We start from the raw sequence: 23,204 nt of genomic DNA on the forward strand, positions 1-23,204 counted from the left end.
TGATGTTTAGGTCGGTGGTCGTTAGTAGACCTAACCGGAAAGCTTATGTTGAAGCAGAACTTTTTGGTCAGACCCAGCTGGTTGTTTCCGACGATGGTACGGCAAGCACCCTCAATGATTCAGGTCATCATAATGGGCTGGTCAAGGCTGAATTATAAACTTTATAAAAAGTTGACGAGAAATTAGTAATTTTAGACAACAAAAAACGCCAGCCACAAAAAAATGTGCTGGCGATTTGCTGCGCTAAACGCGCGTAACTTTACCTGATTTCAAAGTCCGAGCTGAAACCCAAACCTTCTTTGGTTTACCATCAACTAAAATGCGAACTTTTTGCAAGTTAGCTTTCCAGCTGCGGCGGCTGTGGTTTAAAGCGTGAGAACGCGTGTTACCAAAGTGCGTCCGTTTGCCTGTAACGTAGTCTTTTGCCATGTTGATCTGCCTCCTTCGGTAATTCATTGATAAAAGGTCGTCTTTATCATTCACTAGAATAATTTATCATAGATTAATAAAGGTTGCAATACATTTCTATCAAGTAATTTTACTTTACTGCTAAATTCCCAGTTTCCGGGCTTCTGTTAAGCAGTCGCTTAATTTTTCTTTCAAGAGTGGTTGTGCTATGATAAACTATCGTAAATGAACGCGTTAAAACAAGGAGGCTATTTTCATGGCTGTCAAAATCAAAACGCAATTTGGAACCATTGATATTGATAATGATGTTATCGCGACGGTCGTCGGTGGCGCCGCAACGGATAACTACGGGGTTGTCGGTATGGCGAGTCGGAACCAGATTCGTGATAATGTTAATGAAATTTTACGCCGCGAAAACTATGCGCGCGGTGTGGTTGTTCGCCAAGAGGATAATGGGGTGGCTATTGATGTCAACATTATCGTCAGTTATGGGACCAAAATTTCAGAAGTCTCACGCAATGTCCAAGCCAAGGTCAAATATAACTTACAAAACATGCTTGGCGTTACGGCCAATTCGGTCAACGTCATTGTCCAAGGTGTCCGGGTAATGAACGACTAAATTGATGTTGGTGGAAGCCAAGGAGGAATTTTGAAATTGAAAATCACCACGATTACTAATCTTGAATTTGGCAAAATGGTGCAGGCTGCTTCACAAAAGCTGAACCAACGTGCTGAATTTATTAATTCTTTGAACGTCTTTCCGGTACCAGATGGTGATACCGGGACTAATATGAGCTTATCGATGGCCAGCGGTGCCAAATATGAACGTGAAGAAACCAGTACAAAAGTAGGCGACCTAGCGTCAGCCTTAGCCAAGGGACTCTTGATGGGGGCCCGTGGTAATTCTGGTGTGATTCTATCACAAATTTTTCGGGGCTTTTCTAAAGCCGTAGCGGATAAGGAGAGCTTAACCGCTAACGATTTAGCAGCCGCCCTCGCAGCCGGTGCTCAGACCGCCTACAAGGCCGTTATGAAGCCGACTGAAGGAACTATCCTCACTGTCATCCGCAAAGCTGCTGGTGCCGGTAAGGAAGCTGTTAAAACGACCGATGATATTTGTGAAGTTATGGATGCCGTCGTTACGGCTGCTGAAGCTGCATTGAAGTCCACGCCGGACTTGTTACCCGTTTTAAAACAAGTTGGGGTTGTTGATTCCGGTGGTCAGGGGCTGACCTTCGTGCTGGAAGCCTTTAGTGACTCATTAAGCGGCAAGGTCGACGAATCACAGGACTATGTTCCGGACGATGCTGAAATGGATTCGATGATTGATGCTGCCCACCATCAAAGTGTGCAGGGGCAATTAGACCCGAATGATATCAAGTATGGCTACTGTACCGAAATTATGGTGCGAATCGGCGATGGTAAGTTAGTTGATCACAAGTTCGACTATGACACTTTCTATGAGTACTTAGCAAAATTAGGCGATTCATTACTTGTCATCAACGATGATGAAATCGTTAAGGTGCACGTTCATACGGAACATCCTGGCGATGTCATGACGTGGGGCCAACGTTTTGGGGCGTTGATCAAAGTTAAAGTTGATAATATGCGTCTACAACAAGAAACCATCATGGAACATGATAAGGAAGACGAAGCGCAAGCCGCTGCTGAGCCCGCCTTACCTTCACAACCACAAGTTGACATGCATGGTTATGCGATCATCTCTGTGTCATCGGGTGATGGGATCGGCAAGCTATTTAAGGGCTTGGGTGTCACCGACATCATTGCTGGTGGTCAAACGATGAATCCAAGTACCGCGGATATCGTCAAAGCTGTTAATGACAGTGGTGCCCAACAAGCATTAGTATTGCCAAACAACAAAAACATCTTTTTGGCAGCTGAACAAGCTGCGGAAGTTGCCGATGTCCCAGTTAAAATTATCCACAGTCAGACGATTTCGCAAGGCATGACTGCAATGTTGGCATTCAATGCTGAAGCTGATTTAGACGATAATCAGGCCGCGATGGAAGAAACCTTGAGTACGGTTGTTAGTGGTCAAGTCACACATGCTGTTCGCGACACGACGATTGATGGCCTTGAAATCAAGAAAGATGATTACATGGGCTTAGTTGATGGCAAAATCGTAATTACGAATCCAGATCGCGATACCGCTGCTTTGGATATGGTCAAAGCCATGCTCGACGAAGATAGCGAACTCGTAACGATTATTTACGGCAAGGATGCAACTAAAACTGACGCTGATCATTTGGCAGCTAAGGTGCAAGAGTTGGATGATGAATTAGAAATTGAAATTCATGAAGGTGACCAACCAGTTTACCCATTCCTTGTGTCAGTTGAATAGGACTAACCGTTAAAAATAGGGCTTAGCAGTGATGCTGGGGCCTGTTTTTGTACGGACGGATACTTCCCGCGGGATTGAAACGTTTTTTTGGTATAATTAATATTGGTAAAGGCAATTATTTTAGAAAGGGCGGTGGTCAGGCATGGGACAACAGTTGAGTGACGCGGTTGCAACTTTAAGTGGTGTCGGCCCAGCCCGCCAAAAAGGTTTAGCGGAGCTTGGGATTAATACGATTGCAGATCTATTGACCTATTATCCCTTTCGCTATGAAGATCTACAGGTCAAAGACGTCAATGAAATCGCCGATCAAGAAAAGGTGACACTAAAGGGTACCGTGGCTTCTGAACCTGTGCTAGCACGGTTTGGCCGTAAGAAGAATCGCCTGAATTTTCGCTTGTTAATCGACCATGATGTCTATATGGTGACTTTTTTTAATCAACCATACTTGATGAAACAGATTGAGACTGGCCAAGATTTAGCCGTTTATGGCAAGTGGGACGCCACGCGCAGTAGCTTGACGGGAATGAAGATCATCAATCCCAATAATGCGGATTCAGCGTTTGGTTCGATTTATCCGGCCAGCAAGACGGTCAAGCAGGGGACGATTCAGAAGATGATCAAACAAGCATATGAGTTATATGCCCCAGTCATTATGGACATTGTGCCTGCTAACTTACGTGCTAAATACCGACTGTTACCGCGGCGCCAAATGATTCATGATATGCACTTCCCGGCTAGTCAAGCCGATTCAACGGCTGCTCGACGCTCAGCGACCTACGAGGAGTTCTTGTTGTTTCAAATGCAAATGCAAGTTCTGAAGCAAACGGACGCGACGACGAACGGTATTGCGATCGCTTATGACAATGACCGACTAAAGGCGTTTATTAAAACACTGCCATTTGAATTGACCCACGCCCAAAAACGTGTCGTCAATGAAATTTGTTTGGATTTGAAGTCACCGAAGCATATGAATCGGTTGCTTCAAGGTGACGTGGGGTCCGGGAAAACGATTGTGGCTGCCATTGTCATGTATGCGGCGATTACCGCTGGTTATCAGGCCGCGTTGATGGCGCCAACCGAAATTTTGGCTGAACAACACGCAAATAACTTGGCCCAGGTCTTTGCCGACACGGATGTCAACGTTGCGCTGTTAACGGGTGCGACCAAGCCAGCTGCCCGCAAGACATTGTTAGCAGCGCTGGCTACTGGTGAGATCAACTTATTGATTGGCACGCACGCCCTGATCCAGGACGGGGTGACTTATGCTAATTTGGGATTAGTTATTACCGATGAGCAACATCGCTTTGGGGTTAACCAACGGGCCGCCTTTCGTCAAAAAGGCGGGCAACCTGATGCACTAGCCATGACGGCAACACCAATTCCAAGGACATTGGCGATTACGGCGTATGGTGAAATGGACGTTTCTGAAATTGATGAATTACCGGCTGGTCGGCAACCGATTCAAACCACTTGGGTACGGAGCAACCAAGCTAATTCGGCGCTAAGCTTTGTTCATCAACAGATTGACAATGGATCGCAAGCCTATGTGGTGACACCATTGATTGAGGAATCCGAGACGCTGGATGTTAAAAACGCCGAGGCTCTGTCAGCTAATTTACAAGAGTATTTTGGGGCGAGTGTTAAAGTTGGACTGTTGCACGGTCGAATGAAACCTGAGGAAAAAGACGCGGTCATGGCGGCTTTTAAGGCGGGAGACATTCAGTTACTTGTTTCCACGACCGTGATTGAAGTGGGTGTTGACGTCAAGAATGCCACAATCATGATGATTTATGATGCTGACCGTTTTGGCTTGGCGCAACTACATCAATTACGCGGACGCGTCGGTCGTGGGACCAAGGCTTCATACTGTATTTTGGTGGCTGATCCCAAGAACCAGCAAGGGATTGAGCGGATGCAGATCATGACGCAGACAACAAATGGTTTTGTTTTGGCACAAAAAGACTTAGAATTACGAGGAGCCGGTGATGTGCTGGGGGTCAAGCAATCGGGAATGCCGGAATTTAAAGTGGGTGATCCGATTGCGGATTTGACCGTGCTACAAGTTGCCCAGCAAGATGCCCACGCAATCGTGCAGCAACCGGATTGGCAAAGTCAACCGGATAATCGGGCACTAGCCGCCTATTTGAGCCAGAAGTTGGCTGCGGTGGGGACGCTCGATTAATAACCTAAATACAGTACTGTGATGAGAGGAATGGTGACACAATGATTAAAATTGCGATTGATGCCATGGGTGGCGATTACGCCCCTAACGCTGTGATCGAGGGGGTCGAGCAGGCTCGTGATTTGTTTGAGGATACGGTCTTTTTATTATATGGTCAACGCGACGTGATTAACGCGCAACTGAAGAACCGTGATCGGATTCAAATCATCAATGCTGATGAAGTTATTACGATGGAGGATGAACCCGTACGTGCCGTTCGCCGTAAGAAGCATTCATCAATCGTAATGGCGGCTCAGGCCGTGAAGGATGGTCAGGCGGACGCCTTCTTTTCTGCCGGTAATTCGGGGGCCGTTCTGGCAGCCGGGTTATTTATCGTGGGCCGGATCAAGGGCATCGACCGACCGGGATTAGTGACGGTATTGCCAGTGGTACGCAATGCTAACCAATCGAACTTTGTGATGATGGATATTGGTGCTAATGCTGATAGTAAGCCACTGAACTTGCAACAATACGGTGTGTTAGGGACGTACTATGCAGAACGGATGATGCAAGCTAAGCATCCACGGGTCGCCTTACTCAACAACGGGACGGAAGACGACAAGGGAAATAAGGTCCATAAGGCAGCGTTTGAACTCTTGTCACAGACTGACGGTATCAATTTTGTCGGTAATGTTGAATCCCGGGACTTGTTGAACGGGGTTGCTGATGTCGTCGTAACGGATGGTTTTACGGGTAATGCCGTTTTGAAGAGCATTGAAGGTACGGCGCGTTCCATGCTCGGTTTAGTGAAAGATGCCGTCTATAACACCGGTATCAGTGGCAAGTTAGGCGGCCTATTGCTTAAAAATGGGTTTAATGAAATCCGGTCTCAAATGGACTATTCTCAGTACGGTGGCGCGGTCTTACTAGGATTGAAGGCGCCGGTCGTTAAGACGCACGGTTCCAGCAAAGCGCCAACAATCGTGAATACTATCCGTCAAATTCGCCAGATGGTCAGTACGGATATCGTCCCAGGAGTTGCGGAATATTTTGCTAATCAACAAGCTAATCAGCAAGCAAGTGTAGACATTCCTGCTGAAAACGATTAGAATACTTTAGTGAATTCAAGTTAGTGAGGGATCTTTACATGACGAAAGAAGAAATTTTCGATAAAATTGCGGATATCATTGCTGATCGGTTCGAAGTTGATAAAGCAACGATTACCAACGAAATGAACTTGCAAACCGATTTGGATGCTGATTCCATCGATTTTGTTGAGTTTGTACTGGAATTAGAAGACACCTTTGGTAGCGAAATCTCAGACGAAGATGCCGAAAAATTGTCAACGGTCGGCGAAGTCGTCGATTACGTGGCAGCGCACCAAGCAAAATAAGTTAATTGACCAAGCAAAAACAGGTAGCCAACATGGTTACCTGTTTTTGCTTGTCTGACTACGAAAGTACCGATATCATTGTTATTGACCACTAAATCATAGTATAATGCTATGATATGCAATGTGTGACCTGTTGACTGACTGATTATCAGATGAATCCTTACTTAAGCGGACTTTTAACTTGTGTTTCTATATTGTTGGCTTCTGATCATCCACGGTCGATTGCCACGGCTGGGTGAAACTGAACATTGCGTGTAAGAGTAGCACTGAATACATGTCGGAAGCACTCGAACGGCAGATGAATGACCACCTTAAATAATGATTCATGCTAAGTTAGGCACCACCAGTAACAGATTGTGATAACTGGCTGATCCAATGGGGTTAGTCGATAGAATGATAACGAAAGGAAGTTTCAAATGATTACAGAATTAGCTGCAATGTTGAAGGAACGGTTTGGCATTGTGTTTAACGATCCCGATTTATTGGCGGAGGCGTTTACACAAGCCTCGTATGTCAATGAACATCAGGACCAACAGTTGAAGTATTACGAACGGGTCGAATTTTTGGGGGATGCCGTCTTGGAGTTAGTGGTGTCCGAATATTTATACAAACGTTATAAAGACATGCCCCAAGGTAAGTTGACTCGTTTACGGGCCGCCATGGTTTGTGAAGAAAGTTTTGCAAGCTTTGCCCGTGAATGTGACTTTCCTCAGTACATCCGGTTAGGCAAGGGCGAACAAAAAGCGCATGCTTGGGAACGAGATTCACTTTTATGTGATATTTTTGAATCATTTGTCGGGGCACTGTACCTGGATCAAGGACGGGAACCTGTTTTGAAGTTCGTTCATCAAGTAATTTTTCCTAAGCTGGATGAGGGTCGTTTTGATGGCGTTTTTGATTATAAGACGACCTTGCAAGAATACTTGCAACGGGATGGCGATGTCGCAATCGACTATCAATTAATTGAACAAGATGGTCCAGCCAATGAGCGGTCTTATGAGATTGCCGTACTTGCCGATGGTCAAAAAATCGGTGAGGGCTGGGGGCATTCCAAGAAGGAAGCCGAACAGAGCGCTGCTCGGCAAGCTTATTCACAATTACAGCAAAAGTAACCATTAATAATTACAGGAAGTTTGTGTCGAATGCAACTTAAATCATTAGAAATCAGCGGATTTAAATCATTTGCTGATAAAACCAAAATTGATTTTCAAGCCGGAATGACGGGGATTGTCGGCCCAAACGGTAGTGGTAAGAGTAACATTATTGAAGCTATTCGCTGGGTCCTCGGAGAACAGGCCGTCAAAAGTTTACGCGGCACTAAGATGACCGACGTCATTTTTGCCGGCTCGGCTAATCGAAAACCGTTGAATATGGCTAAAGTCACGATCACGTTTGATAACAGTGACCACTTTTTACCTTTGGATTACGCAGAAGTTAGTATTACGCGGAAACTCTTTCGTAACGGTGACAGCGATTATTTAATTAATAATCAGAGTTGCAGGTTGAAAGATATTACGAATTTGATGATTGATACTGGTCTGGGAAAAGACTCATTTTCAGTGATTTCTCAAGGTCGTGTTGAGGCGGTCTTTAATGCGAAACCAGAAGAGCGCCGCAGCATTATCGAAGATGTCGCTGGGGTCTTAAAGTACAAAAAGGACAAGTTCACGACGGAGAATAAATTAGCGGAAACGACGGATTATTTAGACCGCGTGAACGATATCATTGCTGAATTGAATCAGCAAAAGGGGCCGTTGGAAGAACAGGCGAGTCTTGCCCGGGATTATCAAGATCAAAAACAAAAATTTGATTATTTGGACCGTTCGCGGCTCGTTAAGAAGTTGACGATTGCTCGTGATCAACTACAAGGTGTCAATGAAAAGTTAGCTAGTGCCAAGGCGTTAGTGGCTAAGTATCAGCAACAAGTTGATGCTGGTGCAACCAAGCTAGCTAATTTAAAAACCCAGCAGACAGCTCAATTAAAGCAAAAAGATGAGCTGGTAGCACAAAATCTTGAGCTGATTAAGACCATCGAAAACACGCAAGGACAACAAGGGGTTGACGCTGAACGGCGGCAAAACCAACAGTCTGAGCAGGAACGGCTGACGGCCAGTTTGACCGCAACTGAGCAACAGATTGCGACGCAAACCGAGCAACAAACCCAATTAGAACAAACATTATCTGAGCAGCAAGCCCAAGTTAAGGCAGTCAAAGCGCAAGTTGCCGAGTTAACGACGGCAACGAGTGCGGCCGGCCGTCAGCAGTTGGCTGATGAGCTGGAAAAATTACGCAATGCTTATATTGATGAAAAACAAGTTCAGGCTGAACTGAATAACGAAGCGAAGAACCTCGTTAAGCAACATCAACAGTCTGGCAGTCAGAGCACAGCGTTAGCAGAACGGCTAGCTCAGGCTCAGGCTAACTTGAAACGGGTGCAGACGACCGTGGACGTGCACAATCGTGAGCAACGTGATTTAGAAAACCAAGTCAGTCAGCAGCAGGCCACGCTAACAGCCCAACAAGCCCAAGTAAAAACGAATGCAGAGCGGATCGACGAGCAACAGCAACGTTGGTTAGACGCGGCTGGCTTGATGCAGCGTGAAAAGTCACGGCTAGAGGCGTTGCAAGCTGTTCAGGAACGCTATACGAACTTTTATGCGGGCGTTCGAATGGTCTTACAACATCGCCAACAGTTTAGTGGCGTTGCCGGGGCCGTTTCAGAACTCCTGACCGTTCCTGATCAGTATACTAAGGCGGTCGAAGTTGCACTGGGCGGACAGTTGCAAAATATTGTTTGTGACACACAACAGACGGCTAAAACTGTTGTTAATTTCTTAAAACAAAATCACGCCGGTCGGGCAACCTTTTTGCCTATCGAGCGGATCACGGCTCGTCAACTTCCCGTTAACACTGAGCGCGATTTATCACAACAACCTGGTGTGTTGGGCGTGGCTAGCGAGTTGGTCGATTGTGAATCACGATTGACGGCAATCAAACGTTACTTGTTAGGAACAACGGCGATTGTGGACACGCTAGACCACGCGATGGCAATTTCACGGAGCAGACGTTTTCGGTGCAAATTGGTAACCATTGATGGTGAAACGATTGCGGCCAGTGGGGCCATCACCGGTGGTGCGACTCGCCATGATGATAATGGGCTACTCCAACAGCAACAATCCGCGGAAAAAATTGCAGCTAACGTTGCCCAGATGCAGTCTGAATTAGTAACCTATGAACAAGGGCTAGCAGACCTTAAAAAAGCTAACCAAGACTTGACGGTTCAGGTTGAAACGACCCGCCAACAACTAAGTGAACTTAAGGATCGCCTTAGTCAGACACAGGCCCAGTTACAGGCGGCACAGAGCGAGCAAACGCAGCTAAGTCGTCAAGTTAAGGCTTTAACTTATGAGCAGCAACAGACGCAAGCTGATGATAGCTATGAAGACTTAGTGGCTCGTAATCAACAAGCGCAAGCGGCTAATGCGGCTAAGCTTAAAGACTATCAGGACCAAATGAAAACAGTCCAACAACAGCAAACGGATTACGAAAGTTATCAACAGACTCAAACGACGAAATTACAAGCCCAGCGTGAACAACTGATTACGTTGCAGGAACACGTGAAACAAACGCAACGACAATTAGAACAATGTCAGGCGACCTTGGCGCAAAATGAAGAGACGAAAAAGCAAATTCAAGCGGATTTAACAGCAATTAAAACAACGTTAGCGAGCCAGCAAATGTCGGTCGCAGAACGCGATACGGTCTTGAAAACAGCTAAGGCTAAACAGGCTGCGGTTGAAGAACAACGGAAAACGTGTGAACAACAGCTAGCAACGCTTAATGATCAGGTTGAAGAATTATCGACCCAGCAAGTTCGGTTGCAACAACTCGCAGCGGCCGCAACGGATGATTACCGTCGCTTGGAATTAAGCCAAACAAAATTGACTGGCGAAGTCGACCACGCCACGGCTGATCTGGCTGAAAAGTACCAGTTGACAGTTGCCGCAGCACAAGCTGACGTCAGTGACTTAGCGTTACCTGCGATTACAGAACAGTTGAAACTGCTTAAACGGGGCTTGGATGAGATTGGAACGGTAAACCTCGGCGCGATTGACGAATTCGAGCGGGTCAAGGAACGCTTTGACTTTCTCAATAACCAAGCTTCCGATTTAACTGAAGCCAAGGAACACTTACTGCAAACAATGGCTGATTTGGATACGACCGTTGCCACCCGCTTTAAAACGGCATTTGATCAAGTCGCTAGCGAATTTAGTACGATTTTTGAACAGATGTTTGGCGGCGGTAAGGCTGAATTGATCTTGACCGACCCAGAACATTTATTGACCAGTGGGGTTGATATCATGGCCCAGCCACCGGGCAAAAAATTTCAGCGATTAAGCTTACTTTCTGGTGGGGAACGGGCGTTAACGGCTATTACGTTATTATTTGCCATTTTAGCAGTGCGCCCCGTGCCATTCAGTATCTTAGATGAAGCCGAAGCTGCGTTAGACGATGCCAACGTGGATCGGTTCAGTCAGTATTTGAATGATTTTCAAACGGGAACGCAGTTTGTGATCATTACTCATCGAAAAGGAACAATGATGCACGCTGACGTACTTTATGGGGTAACCATGGAAGAGTCAGGTGTCTCCAAGATGGTCTCAGTCTCCTTGGCAGATTTAAAAGATGAACAAAAATAATTAAAGGAAGTGTTGAAGATGGGACTATTTAGTCGGTTAAAAAAAGCGTTTAGTTTACCAGAATCAGATGACGCTCAAACAACGTCAGCTGCCAGTGAAGCGCCAGCAACGACAAGTCAAGCTAACGCACCGGTCAGTGACGACCGGGCCCCTTCGTCACAACAGCCAGCTCGCTCGGAGGGCGCAACAACTGAATCAACTGCGACACCGGTGTCCAGTACAGCCGTAAGCGAAGCGACAAGCACTGCGGACGAACCAGCGACAGTAAAATCGGCAGCTACTAGTGAAGCCCCGGCCGATAGCACGGCGGCAGTGAGTGCACAGTCTGGTTCACAAGCATCACTGCAATCGGCGACGGTGTCGGAAGCGCCACTCACAGCCAGTGCAATGGTTGCCCAGTCACTAGCTGCATTAAGTGCGAGTGCGGCACAAGTTAGTCAAGCGGCCGCGAGCGACGTGGCGTTAGCGACTAAGTCTGATGCGGTAGTTGAAGGCAATGCTATGTCAGAATCAGTAGCCAGTACGGCGCCAGCAGTCAAGTCATCAGCGACGACTGCGACTGAATCCGCCGCACCGACTGTTAATGCGGCGGCTGATTCGGAATCGGCTGAGCCGGAGCCAACTGAGGCAGAACGTTATGATGAAGGACTGAAAAAGTCGCGGAAAACGTTTGGTGATCGTATCAATGCCTTCTTGGCTAATTTCCGCCATGTCGACGAAGCGTTCTTCGATGATTTGGAAGATACGCTGATTGAATCTGATGTGGGTTATGAGACCGCGATGCGAATTAGTGACGAGCTACGTGACGAAGTTAAATTAAAGAACGCGAAGAGCAAGAAAGAAATCTCAAGCGTCATCGTCGAAAAGCTCGTTGATATGTACGGTGAAGCTGGTGAAGGCGAGGATAACTCGATTCACATGGCTAAGAGTGGTCCAACCGTTATTTTATTTGTCGGGGTCAATGGTGCTGGTAAGACCACTACAATCGGTAAGATGGCGAACATGTACAAGCAGCAAGGCAAGAAGGTCTTGTTGGCGGCTTGTGATACGTTTAGAGCTGGTGCAATCCAGCAGTTGCAAGTCTGGGGGCAACGAGACGGGGTTGACGTGGTCGCTAAGGCCGAAAAAAGTGATCCAGCGGCCGTTTGCTTTGACGCGGTTAAGAAGGCTAAGGCCGAAGATTATGACGTGCTCTTTGTGGACACTGCTGGTCGGCTTCAAAACAAAGTCAACTTGATGAATGAATTGGAAAAGATCAAGCGGGTCATCACCCGTGAAATCCCTGATGCACCACACGAGGTCTTACTGGTGCTGGATGCCACGACTGGGCAAAACGCGCTGAACCAAGCCAAATTGTTTAAACAGTCGACGGATGTCAGTGGGATTGTGTTAACTAAACTTGATGGTACGGCACGTGGTGGGATCGTCTTAGCTATTCGTAATGAATTGCATCTTGCTGTAAAGTACGTTGGTTTAGGTGAAAAGGTGACTGATTTACGACCATTCAATGCCAATGACTTTGTCTACGGGTTATTTAAAGATATTATCACGGGTTAAATCAGTTGATGATGGTCTTAAATTGAAAGCCAGTTAACGAAATGGTAATTGTTCTCAGCACGAGGACGATTACCATTTATTTTTACCACAAATAGCGACTGATAGTTGACGAATGGCGATAAAATCGGTACTCTTATTTAGTGTGTAGTCTGTATGATAAGCGTGAGGAGTCCCCACATGGAAATTGAAAAAAATTATCGAATCAATTCGTTATTCGAGTTTTATGAACCGTTATTAACGAATAAGCAAAAAGCCTATATTCAACTGTACTACGCTGATGACTATTCCTTAGGCGAGATTGCAGCGGAGTTCTCAGTTTCGCGCCAGGCCGTCTATGATAACATCAAGCGGACCGAAAAGATTTTAGAAGGTTATGAGGCTAAGCTGCATCTCTACCACGACTTTGTGGAACGTAATCACGAAGTTGACGCGATCTCTGACTATATTAAGCAAAATTACCATGGGGATACCCAGTTAATTAAGATGATTCAACAACTAGTCAACTTGGAAGCTGACTCAGAATAATAATAAAGGTTAGGTGACACTAATGGCATTTGAAGGCCTAACGGAACGTTTACAAAAAGCAATGACCAATTTACGGCGCAAGGGGAAGATTTCGGAAAGTGATCTTCGAGCAACCATGCGTGAAATTCGGTTAGCATTACTTGAAGCCGACGTTAACTTTACGGTGGTCAAGGATTTTGTTAAAACGGTTCGCGAACGTGCGCTCGGCGCAAAGGTGCTGGAAGGTTTAAATCCAGCCCAACAAATCGTTAAAATCGTTGATGAAGAATTAACGAAAACAATGGGTGAAAAGGCAGTTCCACTGAACAAATCGCCGAAGATTCCAACGGTCATCATGATGGCTGGGCTCCAAGGGGCCGGGAAAACGACGACGGTCGGAAAATTAGCCCTCAAATTAAAGAACGAACAGGATGCCCGACCATTAATGATTGCGGCCGACGTTTACCGGCCAGCCGCGATTGAACAATTGCAACAAGTTGGTCGCCAAATCGACGTTCCAGTCTTCCAACTAGGAACCGATGTCGATCCCGTTGAGATTGTGCGTCAAGGGATGGCACAGGCGAAAGAAAACCACAATGATTACGTGTTTATTGATACGGCTGGTCGATTACAAATCGATGAGCAGTTGATGAACGAGTTGGCCAATATTAAAGATCTCGTTCATCCTGACGAAATTTTGTTAGTGATCGATGCGATGACTGGTCAAAACGCCGTTAATACGGCGGAGGGCTTTAACGATAAGCTGGATGTGACCGGGGTCGTCTTGACGAAGTTAGATGGTGATACTCGTGGTGGGGCTGCACTATCAATTCGGGCCGTCACTGGTAAGCCAATCAAGTTTGTCGGTCAAGGCGAAAAGATGACTGATCTTGATGTCTTCCATCCAGACCGGATGGCGGATCGGATTCTTGGCATGGGTGATATGCTGACGCTGATTGAAAAGGCGCAACAGCAATATGACGAAAAACAAGCCGAAGAAATGAACCTGAAGATTCAGGAAAACACTTTTGACTTCAATGACTTTATCGACCAATTAGACCAAGTTGACAAGATGGGGAACATGGAAGATATCATGAAGATGATTCCCGGCATGGCTAACAATCCAGCGATGAAAAATATCAACATGGACCCGAAAGACATTGCCCATATCCGGGCAATCGTTTATTCGATGACCAATGCCGAAAAAGCAGATCCGGATTTGTTGAACCCATCTCGGCGTCGACGGATTGCGGCTGGTTCCGGGCGGCCAATTCATGAAGTCAACCGGATGATCAAGCAATTCAACCAGACCAAAAAGATGATGAATCAAATGTCCAAAGGGAACTTTGCTGGTATGGAAGGTCTCATGGGTGGTGCCAATGGCGGTGGCGGTATCGGTGGTAAGATGCAACAAATGGCCATGAAGCGAATGGTTCGTCAAACTAAGAAGAAAAAACAAAAGCGCTTAGCCAAAGCAATGCGGCGTCGCAAACGCTAATTTATAAGTTTTTTTAGCCTGTCAAGAAAAAGTCCTTTACAAGCTATTGATTTACTGGTATATTATTACCTGTTAAAGAATTCGGGAGGTGTTTAAATGTCAGTCAAGATTCGTCTAAAGCGGATGGGTTCTAAGAAAAATCCATTTTACCGGATTGTTGTCGCAGATTCACGTTCACCACGTGATGGTCGTTTTATCGCCCAAGTCGGCACATACAACCCACTTACAGAACCAGCCCAAGTTAAACTTGAAGAGGAAGATATCCTCGGTTGGTTGAACAATGGTGCCCAACCTTCAGATACGGTTAAGAATATCTTATCTAAGGCCGGTATCATGAAGAAGTACCACGAAGCTAAGTTCACTAAATAATAAAGCGGTAATAGATCATGGCAGATATTAAAGCTTTAATCACCACGGTTGTCACCCCGTTAGTTCAATATCCAGACGATATTAAAGTTGATTTTAAGGAAACCACGCGTTATCTTGAATACAACTTAACGGTTAATCCTGAAGATATCGGCCGGGTCATTGGTCGGCAGGGACGGGTTGCTTCGGCAATTCGGACAATTGTGTATAGTGTCCGAGTTTCAGGACCTAAACGTGTCCGGCTTACGATCGAAGACGGACAACAAAAAAACTCTTGAGCGAAGCAGTGATGTTTTGTTTAAGAGTTTTTTTATATCTTGTTCCGGTTTTTGAGGACGAGTCAAAGTATCTCGATGACCGTCGTTGAGTAGATTAGTTGTAACATGTTGATGACATTTAAAACGAATAACAATCAAGCTAATTAAGAGGAGGAAGCTAATGGATTACTATCGTGTTGGCACCCTAGTTAACACCCACGGCATTCGTGGTGAAGTGAAAGTCGTTGTCGTGACTGATTTTCCAGAAGAACGCTTTAAAGTAGGGCAACAATTGAGTTTATTTAAAACCCCAGATGAAACGACTGGCGGGATTACTGTCAAAATCGCGAAGGCCCGTGAGCAAAAGGGGCTGTACTTTCTTACCTTTGAAGGGCTCGATAACATCAATGATGTGGAGCGCTATAAGGGGTGGACGATCAAAGTTCCTGCTGAAGCATTACATGCCTTGCCAGCGGGTGAGTACTACTATCACCAGATTGTCGGCCTACAAGTTGTGACGACCGCTGACGAGCCTTTAGGGACTATTAAAGAGATTCTGTCACCTGGTGCGAATGATGTTTGGGTGGTCAAACGGGATCATGGTCAGTCTGACGTCTTACTACCTAAGATTCCCCAGGTCATTAAAGATGTTGACTTGGATGCGGGCGTGGTGACTGTTGAACTAATGGAAGGGCTGATTGATTAATGCAAATCGATATTTTAAGCCTGTTTCCAGAGATGTTTGCGGGGCCGCTTCATGAGTCGATGATTGGCAATGCCATTGAAAATGACGTCATCAATGTTGATGTCACTAATTTTCGGGATTTTACGACCGACAAGCATAACCATGTGGATGATTATCCGTATGGTGGTGGTGCGGGCATGTTACTCCAACCACAACCGATTTTTGATGCTTTGGCCAGCGTTCAGGAAAAACACCCGGCACCCGGTCGCGTGATCTTATTGGATCCGGCGGGAGTCCAGTTCAATCAACACGTTGCTGAAGACTTTGCTCAGGAAGAACATTTGACCTTTATTTGCGGCCACTATGAGGGTTATGATGAGCGGATTCGGTCATTAGTCACCGATGAAGTCTCGCTAGGTGATTACGTTTTAACTGGTGGTGAACTGGGTGCAATGGTCATGATTGATGCGACGGTGCGGCTCTTACCAGGTGTGCTTGGTAATTCGGAATCGGCTCCGGGGGATTCTTTTTCGAGCGGTCTCCTGGAATACCCACAATATACGCGTCCTGCTGATTTTCGTGGTATGAAGGTACCAGATATCTTACTGAGTGGTGATCATGGAAAAATTGATGATTGGCGCTTAGAACAGGCACTGAAACGGACCTATAAACGGCGCCCGGACATGTTGACGGGGCTATCATTGTCAGGAAAAGCTAAACAGATGTTAGCAGATATCAAGGCGGATGAGTCGGAAGTGTAGGCTATGCCGTTAATTAGGACAAGTTAGTCGTGAAGAGTTCAAAAAAACTTGCGTGCCCACCCTCGAATATGGTATTCTGTTTATTGGCTATTGTGCCCATTAACGATGTTCCGCTGACCAGGTTGTCACGAATGTCGGCGAAAGGAAGAAATACATTATGCGTCAAAACCAATTGATCGAAAAGATCACCAATGAACAACTTCGTACGGACATCCCTGATTTTCGTGCTGGAGACACAGTTCGTGTTCATGCACGAGTTGTTGAAGGTACTCGCGAACGGATCCAATTATTTGAAGGTGTTGTTATCAAGCGCCATGGTTCCGGTATCAGCGAAACTTATACTGTTCGTAAGATCAGTAACGGTGTTGGTGTGGAACGGACATTCCCATTACACACACCACGCGTTGCCGCAATTGATGTCGTTCGTCAAGGTCGTGTACGTCGTGCCAAGTTATACTACTTACGTAACTTACATGGTAAGGCTGCTCGGATCCCAGAACGTCGTCGTGGCTAAATCACAACGTCAACAGTCATCGGTTGCAGCTTAGGCTGAGCTGATGATGGAAAGCTAGTTAATCATTTTTAATGATTAGCTAGCTTTTTTTATTGGCGAAGTTAGTGACACGCTCAATCGTCAAATCATCGACCAATTTAGGTCGGTTCACAATGTGAGCATGCTGTGCTTGGATTTATAATTTAACAATCTTACGAGATAGCTCGTAATTCCTAATTTGAAGTATTATGATAGTAATACGAGTACGCAATGCTTCTTGGGATGCGTCAATTAGCTGAATATGAATCACTTGATATCAGACTAAACTGATTTATTTGAACAGGGTTGTCGCGTACCTGACGTGTATAACTAGTGCTAAGCTGGCGGCCGGGTTAACTAAACGGGAGATTGCTCAAAGCGAGCACGATAAAATAAAAGAGAGTTAGGTGAAAGCCGATGTTTGGACGTACGGGGAAACATCAGGTCGATGAACAGGCGTTATTGAGTCAATTGGTTGACTTCGTTCTCGACCCTAATCTTACCGACCGTGAACGTAAGATCGGGTTGATGGCCAAAGCCGATTTGGAGCATCATCGCTATTCAATTGCTGTGTTAAATAAATTAGTGGTCAGTTTTCAAATGGAGGCGCTACGCAACAAGGGCCTCTCGAAGGCTGCTTCAAACTTTTATGATCAGATTTATCCAATATTAGTCGCGGCCAAACCAATGGGAACGAATTTAGGCTATATTGGGATGCATAGTACCTATTTAGATTAGGGTGTGTCAGTGATGAAGTTACTAGCGAAACCAGACCGTCTCCAGTCGGCTGACGATGGTTTTTGAACGTAAGCGGCCGGGCGTCATCGGAAGTGTATTGATAACAGCTTAAATGAGAACATCGTGCGGCATGTCCGTGCCCCTTTGAATGAAACCCATTCAGAGGGGCTTTTTGGTGTGGAAAAACAGTTCATGATCTGCGCGTCTTAACAATATTAGGTGATGTGGTTGGCGGGCGATAAAAATTGTTTGGTGCTGCTAAATAGCTGGTAAACGATTTCAGCCGTAGAACAAATGCTATACATTGTTTGATAAGTACCGAACTGGGATGCGGATGAGCCAGATTCAAAATAAGTGTGTCAATATGTTGGTTATATCAGTATTTTAATGCAGTGTTATAGCGTGAACTGATACTACAATTAAATAATCTCAAAAATAATTTCGTCTATTTTTTGTTATGCACTTGTTATTTCAACTTATTTGAACGTATACTAATGATTGAAGGGGTCAATTAGGTGATGGTTTGATGATTAACACAATCGTTTCGGCACGGTACGAAACGCACCAAATATTACTCAGCTAAATAACTTGATTGCTCCAGGTACGGTTGAACTTTGGAGGCAGAATTATGCGGAATCGTTTAAATAGGTTGGGATTGGAAAGTAAGTCTCATTATAAGCTTTATAAATCGGGGCGGCGCTGGGTGGCTGCTAGTATCACAGTATTTTCAGTTGGCATCGGTTTGACTTTTAGCCAAGTTGAACAAGTGAAAGCCGCAACGGGTACGGGGGTTGACACGGCCGACAATAGCGCTAGCGTTAGTTCCGACATGGCAGAACCGAGCAATGCCGTCGTACTAAAATCAGCTAGTACGGCGACAGCTACTAAGACCGCGACTCAGGATGCAAAAGCTGCTACTGATTCAACTGGGGCAACATCAGCTTCCAGTAATCGTCAGTCGACAGCAGCTACGAAGCCAGCTGCCGAAGTCGGTACTGCTTCAAGTCGCGCTGACTCAAGTGCTAGTATATCAAGTACTGATGGCGCAAGTGCTAGTGCACCAAGTGTCACCAGTAAATCTACTGACAAGGAAGCCACATCAGCATCCGCAACTAAAACGGCTACTACGAGTGCTGACACAGATGTGCTAAACACTGAGACGACAAGTTCATCAGTGGCAAATGATCTCACTGATGCTACGACAGCTAGCCAAACGCGTACGGAAACTGGGAAAACAGCCAGCATACCTACTGCTGAAGCACCGACCATTACGACTGCAGTGACAAGTCGGGCACTCCCATTGACGGGTGCGCTAGCGAGCAGGTCAGCAAACACGCCGGTCACTAAGTCTACAGTACAGGCGGTTTCAGCTATCACCAGTGAAGCTGAAACGAAGCCGACCGTATCGTTAGTAACTACGGGGACCGTGTCGATGGACTATGGCGAGGCGTCGCTGGCGGATCTAGAATCTCATATTAGTTCTCCAGATGAGACGCCGGCTAACGACGTCGCCTACTACATTCAAGATGCAGCGGGCAATTACTTAGAAGATGTAAACGGCAACAAGGTCAATTTGCTATATGCACTTTTTCTGGACTCTGCTGATGTCAATGATTACGTTGATGTTGTGTATACGGATGAACATGGGCAGGTCACGAAATATTCCGGAGATACGGACTTTTCAACGCTCGACCAAATTGGTAGTTACTCAGTGACGATCAATGCAGCGGGTAAAGCTGGGATGAGCCGGGTTATGCAAGACTATAATGCTTACGATACCTCGACCAGTGATTTGGATGACTTTGTCCCAACCTTTTCGACTGGGGCCTCCGATTATACCTTTACAATTAACATTGTCCCTGTAAAAATCACAGCCACCACTGGTAAGAATGGGCTAATTATACTTCGGCCTTCACAGTTGTATACGGGATCATTGACAATGTTGCCGGTAGTCACCGTTAAAAATGCAACAAAGCAAAATATCCTTCAAATTAGTAACGGCGAAATCGGCGATGCTAAACCAGGCGTAGCCGGCAAGGTCGGTCAACGTGTTTTAACGTTGGCAGATTTTACTTATACGTATCAAGGCACCGAAACTAACTTGACCGGTGCGGACACTGGCAAATATGCAATCACCCTTAATGACGCTGGTCGGAAGGCAGTTCAAGCTGCGCTGGGGTCGAATTATATTCTGGATGATGCGGCCGTTTTCACCACGACTGGTGCGGTGCAGGCTGCTGGTCTCGAGTTAAAGATAGCTAGTGGTACAGTGACCTATAATGGCAAGCCTCAGGGGACATCCGTAACGACTGGAACCGTGTATGATCATTTTGACTTTACCACGACGACTGACACGAACGTCGGTACCTATGACGACCTGACATACGCGTTAGCGGATCCCACGCAAGCGGCGATTTTGGCTAAAAACTATACCGTTACCACGACGGATGGGACGTTGGTGATCACGCCAGCAGATCTGACAGTCACGGTCAAGGATGATAATGCAGTTTATGACGGCCGATCACATGGCACGACTGCCACTGTTACTAGCGGGACCAATTATGGTCAGTTAGCATTTACCGCAGTTGCAGCAGATGGCAGTGGTGCGACGACTTATACTACGGTCGGCACTTATGCAATGACTGGGACTACGGCAGCCGATACCAGTAATTATAAAATTTCGTATGTCAATGGAACGCTGACAATTGATCCAGCCAAAGCAACAATTACGATTCCCAACAAGATTTATTGGTCGGATGGGACGCAAAAGAATTTGGCGGCGGTGGTTACTGGGACAGTTAATGGTGAGACCTTAAAGTATCGTGTGACCAACGGCATGAGTGCGGTTGGAACTAAGACAATTACGGCCACTCCTGATGCTGATGATTCGGTGAATAAAAACTATACCATTTCAGTCATTCCTGGCACCTTGACAATTGGTGATATTGCGGTTAAGTACCTCTACGAACATGTAGATGCTAATGGTGAGACTCAGGTAGATGCTTCGGAAACTGGTACGGCGACACATGCTACGGACGCAACGGCCACGGACTATTTGACCTACACGACGGCAGCCAAACCCAAGACGGGCTATGTGTTAGCACCCAATACTGGACTAGCCTATAATGGCACGTTAACTGATCAGGGCGGTACCGTGACGTATCGTTATTTGGCCAAGACTGAAACGGCGATCGTAGCGTATTTTGACCAAACTGATAACAAGGTTATTAAGACGGAACCCTTACAAGGAGCGTACGGGACAACGGATGCGTATCGGACAGCTGATACGATTGCCGCATATGAGAATGCGGGCTATCAATTGTACCGTGATGACTATCCAACAGCCGGGGTGATCTATGACCATGACGGCAGTGTTCAAAAGTACCAGGTTACACTTGTTCATAAATTTGTAACACGCACGCCAGATAATCCGGGTACGCCAGGCGAGCCGATCGACCCCGATAATCCAAACGGACCCACATATCCAGTGGGGACTGACTTTGAGGATTTAACTGAGCAAGTCAGTCAAACCATTCAGTATTTATACAAGGATGGTCGCACTGCTAAACCGAACAATGTTCAAGCGGTTAATTTTAGTCGTAACGTCACGGTGGATGAAGTTAATGGCACAGTCGTCTACACGGATTGGTTGACTGATGATGGGACCATGACTGGTCGTTTTGAGGCTGTTGATTCACCTTCGATTACTGGTTATACGGCTGACCCAACCAGTGTTGCGGGTCGTGATACGGTGAGTGGGACGGATCTCAGTCCAGATGTACAAGTTTATTATCAGGCTAATCCTGAAAAAGCCACGGTGACCTATGAAGATACGACAACGGGAGCGGTGCTGACGACAGATCCGATAACTGGTGATTATCAGACCGTCTCGAATTATCGGACAGCAGATCGAATCGCTCAGTACCTTAATATGGGCTATGAACTGGTCAGTGATGATTATCCAACATCCGGTGCTGTGTTTGATAAAGACGGAAGTACTCAGGCTTATACTGTCAAATTGCAACATAAACTCCTGCCGCTCACCCCAGAGAACCCGGGTACGCCAGGCGAGCCGATCGACCCTGATAATCCAAACGGACCCACATATCCAGCGGGTACGGCTGTGCAAGACTTGATTAAGCAAGTTGATCAAACCATTCACTATCAGTATCAGGATAAAAGTACTGCTGCCGACGCTAATACGCAAACAATCACTTTCAAGCGCAGCGTGACGGTCGATGAGGTTAACAATAAGCTAACTTATACCGATTGGTTGACTGGTACGGCAACGACTGGTCGTTACATGCCAGTCGATTCACCGGAAATTAAAGGCTATGTTGCTGATTCAACGCGTATTGCGGGTAATGACGAGGTGCACAATGCGGATGCTGACACGAACATCGTGGTCACGTATCAGGCTAAGCCAGAGAACGCCACGGTCACGTATGTAGACGTCACTACGGGTAAAACGCTCGCTATAAAAAGCTTGACTGGTGACTATCAGACTACGTCCAGTTACCGGACGGCTGAAACGATTGCGAGCTATGTCAAGAATGGCTATCAACTCGTACGTGATAACTATCCCACTTCAGGGGCGGTGTTCGACGTCGATAATTTTGCCAAAACTTATACCGTGACACTGAAGCATAAGTTAGCCACGGTTACACCAGAGAATCCGGGTACGCCGGGCCAACCAATTGATCCAGACAATCCAGACGGACCGAAATATCCAGTAGGAACGACCGCTCAAGATCTGACGAAACAAGTTAGTCAAACGATTAAGTATCGGTATCAAAATGGGGCTTCGGCTGGCACTGACAGCGTTCAACTGATTACGTTTAATCGGGATGCCACGATTGATGAAGTTGAGCCTACCGTAGTTTATACTGATTGGCTGGATGGGACTTCAGCTACTGGTCGTTATACCACCGTGACGTCACCCGTTATTATTGGCTATACAGCTGATAAAACACAGGTTGCTGGTCGTGATTCAGTTGCTAATACAGATTCAGACACACAGGTGGTCGTCACCTATGCGGCCAAACCTGAAAAAGCAACGGTCACTTATGTGGATGTCACGACGGGGAAAACGATCGCTACGGCCAATTTGACTGGTGGCTATCGGACACAATCCAATTATCGGACCGCTGAAACCATTGCAGGTTATGTTAAAAACGGTTATGAACTGGTACGTGATAATTATCCCGTATCGGGGATGCTGTTCGATGTCGATAATTTTGCCAAAACTTATACCGTGACACTGAAGCATAAGTTAGCCACGG

General features: G+C 46.2%; 19 protein-coding genes. 18 read left to right on the top strand and 1 reads right to left on the bottom strand.

The window, feature by feature from the left end; all coding sequences use genetic code 11:
* Nucleotides 1–14 precede the first annotated feature (14 nt).
* A complete protein-coding gene (locus MMY95_RS10045; protein WP_013355499.1) occupies nucleotides 15–158 on the top strand; it encodes a hypothetical protein in 144 nt (47 codons plus the stop codon).
* An 85-nt stretch (nucleotides 159–243) separates the two neighbouring features.
* Here MMY95_RS10045 and rpmB read toward each other — a convergent pair whose 3' ends face one another.
* Nucleotides 244–429: a 50S ribosomal protein L28 gene (rpmB, locus tag MMY95_RS10050; RefSeq protein ID WP_003638622.1), complete on the bottom strand. Its 186-nt coding sequence runs from the start codon at nucleotides 427–429 to the stop codon at nucleotides 244–246.
* A gap of 235 nt (nucleotides 430–664) precedes the next feature.
* Between rpmB and MMY95_RS10055 the strand changes: the two genes are divergently transcribed.
* The 17 genes from MMY95_RS10055 to MMY95_RS10135 form a co-directional block, all read left to right on the top strand.
* Nucleotides 665–1,027, top strand: coding sequence for an Asp23/Gls24 family envelope stress response protein (locus MMY95_RS10055; RefSeq protein WP_003638623.1), 363 nt, complete (start codon nucleotides 665–667; stop codon nucleotides 1,025–1,027).
* A 36-nt stretch (nucleotides 1,028–1,063) separates the two neighbouring features.
* Nucleotides 1,064–2,770, top strand: coding sequence for a DAK2 domain-containing protein (locus MMY95_RS10060; RefSeq protein WP_003644321.1), 1,707 nt, complete (start codon nucleotides 1,064–1,066; stop codon nucleotides 2,768–2,770).
* 142 nt (nucleotides 2,771–2,912) lie between these two features.
* A complete protein-coding gene (gene recG / locus MMY95_RS10065) occupies nucleotides 2,913–4,952 on the top strand; it encodes an ATP-dependent DNA helicase RecG (RefSeq protein WP_241277627.1) in 2,040 nt (679 codons plus the stop codon).
* Between the two features lie 41 nt (nucleotides 4,953–4,993).
* On the top strand, nucleotides 4,994–6,040 hold the full coding sequence (plsX, locus tag MMY95_RS10070) for a phosphate acyltransferase PlsX (RefSeq protein ID WP_003644323.1): 1,047 nt from the start codon (nucleotides 4,994–4,996) through the stop codon (nucleotides 6,038–6,040).
* A 38-nt stretch (nucleotides 6,041–6,078) separates the two neighbouring features.
* Nucleotides 6,079–6,324: an acyl carrier protein gene (gene acpP / locus MMY95_RS10075; protein WP_003640376.1), complete on the top strand. Its 246-nt coding sequence runs from the start codon at nucleotides 6,079–6,081 to the stop codon at nucleotides 6,322–6,324.
* Between the two features lie 416 nt (nucleotides 6,325–6,740).
* Nucleotides 6,741–7,436: a ribonuclease III gene (gene rnc, locus MMY95_RS10080; RefSeq protein ID WP_003640377.1), complete on the top strand. Its 696-nt coding sequence runs from the start codon at nucleotides 6,741–6,743 to the stop codon at nucleotides 7,434–7,436.
* Nucleotides 7,437–7,466: 30 nt separating this feature from the next.
* Entirely contained in the window at nucleotides 7,467–11,024 is a 3,558-nt protein-coding gene (smc, locus tag MMY95_RS10085; RefSeq protein WP_021355950.1) for a chromosome segregation protein SMC, read from the top strand.
* An 18-nt stretch (nucleotides 11,025–11,042) separates the two neighbouring features.
* Nucleotides 11,043–12,581 (top strand): signal recognition particle-docking protein FtsY, encoded by a 1,539-nt coding sequence (ftsY, locus tag MMY95_RS10090; RefSeq protein ID WP_003640379.1) that lies wholly within the window; start codon nucleotides 11,043–11,045, stop codon nucleotides 12,579–12,581.
* Nucleotides 12,582–12,758: 177 nt separating this feature from the next.
* Nucleotides 12,759–13,106, top strand: coding sequence for a putative DNA-binding protein (locus tag MMY95_RS10095; protein WP_003640380.1), 348 nt, complete (start codon nucleotides 12,759–12,761; stop codon nucleotides 13,104–13,106).
* A 22-nt stretch (nucleotides 13,107–13,128) separates the two neighbouring features.
* Nucleotides 13,129–14,583: a signal recognition particle protein gene (gene ffh, locus MMY95_RS10100; RefSeq protein WP_011101484.1), complete on the top strand. Its 1,455-nt coding sequence runs from the start codon at nucleotides 13,129–13,131 to the stop codon at nucleotides 14,581–14,583.
* A gap of 96 nt (nucleotides 14,584–14,679) precedes the next feature.
* A complete protein-coding gene (gene rpsP, locus MMY95_RS10105; protein ID WP_003638633.1) occupies nucleotides 14,680–14,952 on the top strand; it encodes a 30S ribosomal protein S16 in 273 nt (90 codons plus the stop codon).
* Between the two features lie 17 nt (nucleotides 14,953–14,969).
* Nucleotides 14,970–15,227: a KH domain-containing protein gene (locus tag MMY95_RS10110; RefSeq protein WP_003640382.1), complete on the top strand. Its 258-nt coding sequence runs from the start codon at nucleotides 14,970–14,972 to the stop codon at nucleotides 15,225–15,227.
* 160 nt (nucleotides 15,228–15,387) lie between these two features.
* Nucleotides 15,388–15,912, top strand: a complete 525-nt coding sequence (gene rimM, locus MMY95_RS10115; protein ID WP_003640383.1) for a ribosome maturation factor RimM — start codon at nucleotides 15,388–15,390, stop codon at nucleotides 15,910–15,912.
* Entirely contained in the window at nucleotides 15,912–16,652 is a 741-nt protein-coding gene (trmD, locus tag MMY95_RS10120) for a tRNA (guanosine(37)-N1)-methyltransferase TrmD (protein WP_087509322.1), read from the top strand. Before rimM ends, trmD begins: the two co-directional genes overlap by 1 nt.
* A 157-nt stretch (nucleotides 16,653–16,809) precedes the next feature.
* A complete protein-coding gene (gene rplS, locus MMY95_RS10125; protein ID WP_003640385.1) occupies nucleotides 16,810–17,166 on the top strand; it encodes a 50S ribosomal protein L19 in 357 nt (118 codons plus the stop codon).
* 435 nt (nucleotides 17,167–17,601) lie between these two features.
* Nucleotides 17,602–17,922, top strand: a complete 321-nt coding sequence (locus MMY95_RS10130; protein ID WP_003640386.1) for a bacteriocin immunity protein — start codon at nucleotides 17,602–17,604, stop codon at nucleotides 17,920–17,922.
* A gap of 628 nt (nucleotides 17,923–18,550) precedes the next feature.
* Nucleotides 18,551–23,204 (top strand): KxYKxGKxW signal peptide domain-containing protein (locus tag MMY95_RS10135; RefSeq protein WP_241277628.1); only part of this gene is annotated, 4,654 nt, incomplete at its 3' end.

This window comes from Lactiplantibacillus sp. ME-2, from assembly GCF_022549155.1.
Classification (GTDB): domain Bacteria; phylum Bacillota; class Bacilli; order Lactobacillales; family Lactobacillaceae; genus Lactiplantibacillus; species Lactiplantibacillus plantarum.

What these genes read in the sequence shown, in the direction of transcription:
- rpmB (WP_003638622.1), bottom strand. Translation starts at nt 429, where the DNA reads ATGGCAAAAGACTACGTTACAGGCAAACGGACGCACTTTGGTAACACG.
- MMY95_RS10055 (WP_003638623.1), top strand. Translation starts at nt 665, where the DNA reads ATGGCTGTCAAAATCAAAACGCAATTTGGAACCATTGATATTGATAAT.
- recG (WP_241277627.1), top strand. Translation starts at nt 2,913, where the DNA reads ATGGGACAACAGTTGAGTGACGCGGTTGCAACTTTAAGTGGTGTCGGC.
- plsX (WP_003644323.1), top strand. Translation starts at nt 4,994, where the DNA reads ATGATTAAAATTGCGATTGATGCCATGGGTGGCGATTACGCCCCTAAC.
- acpP (WP_003640376.1), top strand. Translation starts at nt 6,079, where the DNA reads ATGACGAAAGAAGAAATTTTCGATAAAATTGCGGATATCATTGCTGAT.
- rnc (WP_003640377.1), top strand. Translation starts at nt 6,741, where the DNA reads ATGATTACAGAATTAGCTGCAATGTTGAAGGAACGGTTTGGCATTGTG.
- smc (WP_021355950.1), top strand. Translation starts at nt 7,467, where the DNA reads ATGCAACTTAAATCATTAGAAATCAGCGGATTTAAATCATTTGCTGAT.
- ftsY (WP_003640379.1), top strand. Translation starts at nt 11,043, where the DNA reads ATGGGACTATTTAGTCGGTTAAAAAAAGCGTTTAGTTTACCAGAATCA.
- MMY95_RS10095 (WP_003640380.1), top strand. Translation starts at nt 12,759, where the DNA reads ATGGAAATTGAAAAAAATTATCGAATCAATTCGTTATTCGAGTTTTAT.
- ffh (WP_011101484.1), top strand. Translation starts at nt 13,129, where the DNA reads ATGGCATTTGAAGGCCTAACGGAACGTTTACAAAAAGCAATGACCAAT.
- rpsP (WP_003638633.1), top strand. Translation starts at nt 14,680, where the DNA reads ATGTCAGTCAAGATTCGTCTAAAGCGGATGGGTTCTAAGAAAAATCCA.
- MMY95_RS10110 (WP_003640382.1), top strand. Translation starts at nt 14,970, where the DNA reads ATGGCAGATATTAAAGCTTTAATCACCACGGTTGTCACCCCGTTAGTT.
- rimM (WP_003640383.1), top strand. Translation starts at nt 15,388, where the DNA reads ATGGATTACTATCGTGTTGGCACCCTAGTTAACACCCACGGCATTCGT.
- trmD (WP_087509322.1), top strand. Translation starts at nt 15,912, where the DNA reads ATGCAAATCGATATTTTAAGCCTGTTTCCAGAGATGTTTGCGGGGCCG.
- rplS (WP_003640385.1), top strand. Translation starts at nt 16,810, where the DNA reads ATGCGTCAAAACCAATTGATCGAAAAGATCACCAATGAACAACTTCGT.
- MMY95_RS10130 (WP_003640386.1), top strand. Translation starts at nt 17,602, where the DNA reads ATGTTTGGACGTACGGGGAAACATCAGGTCGATGAACAGGCGTTATTG.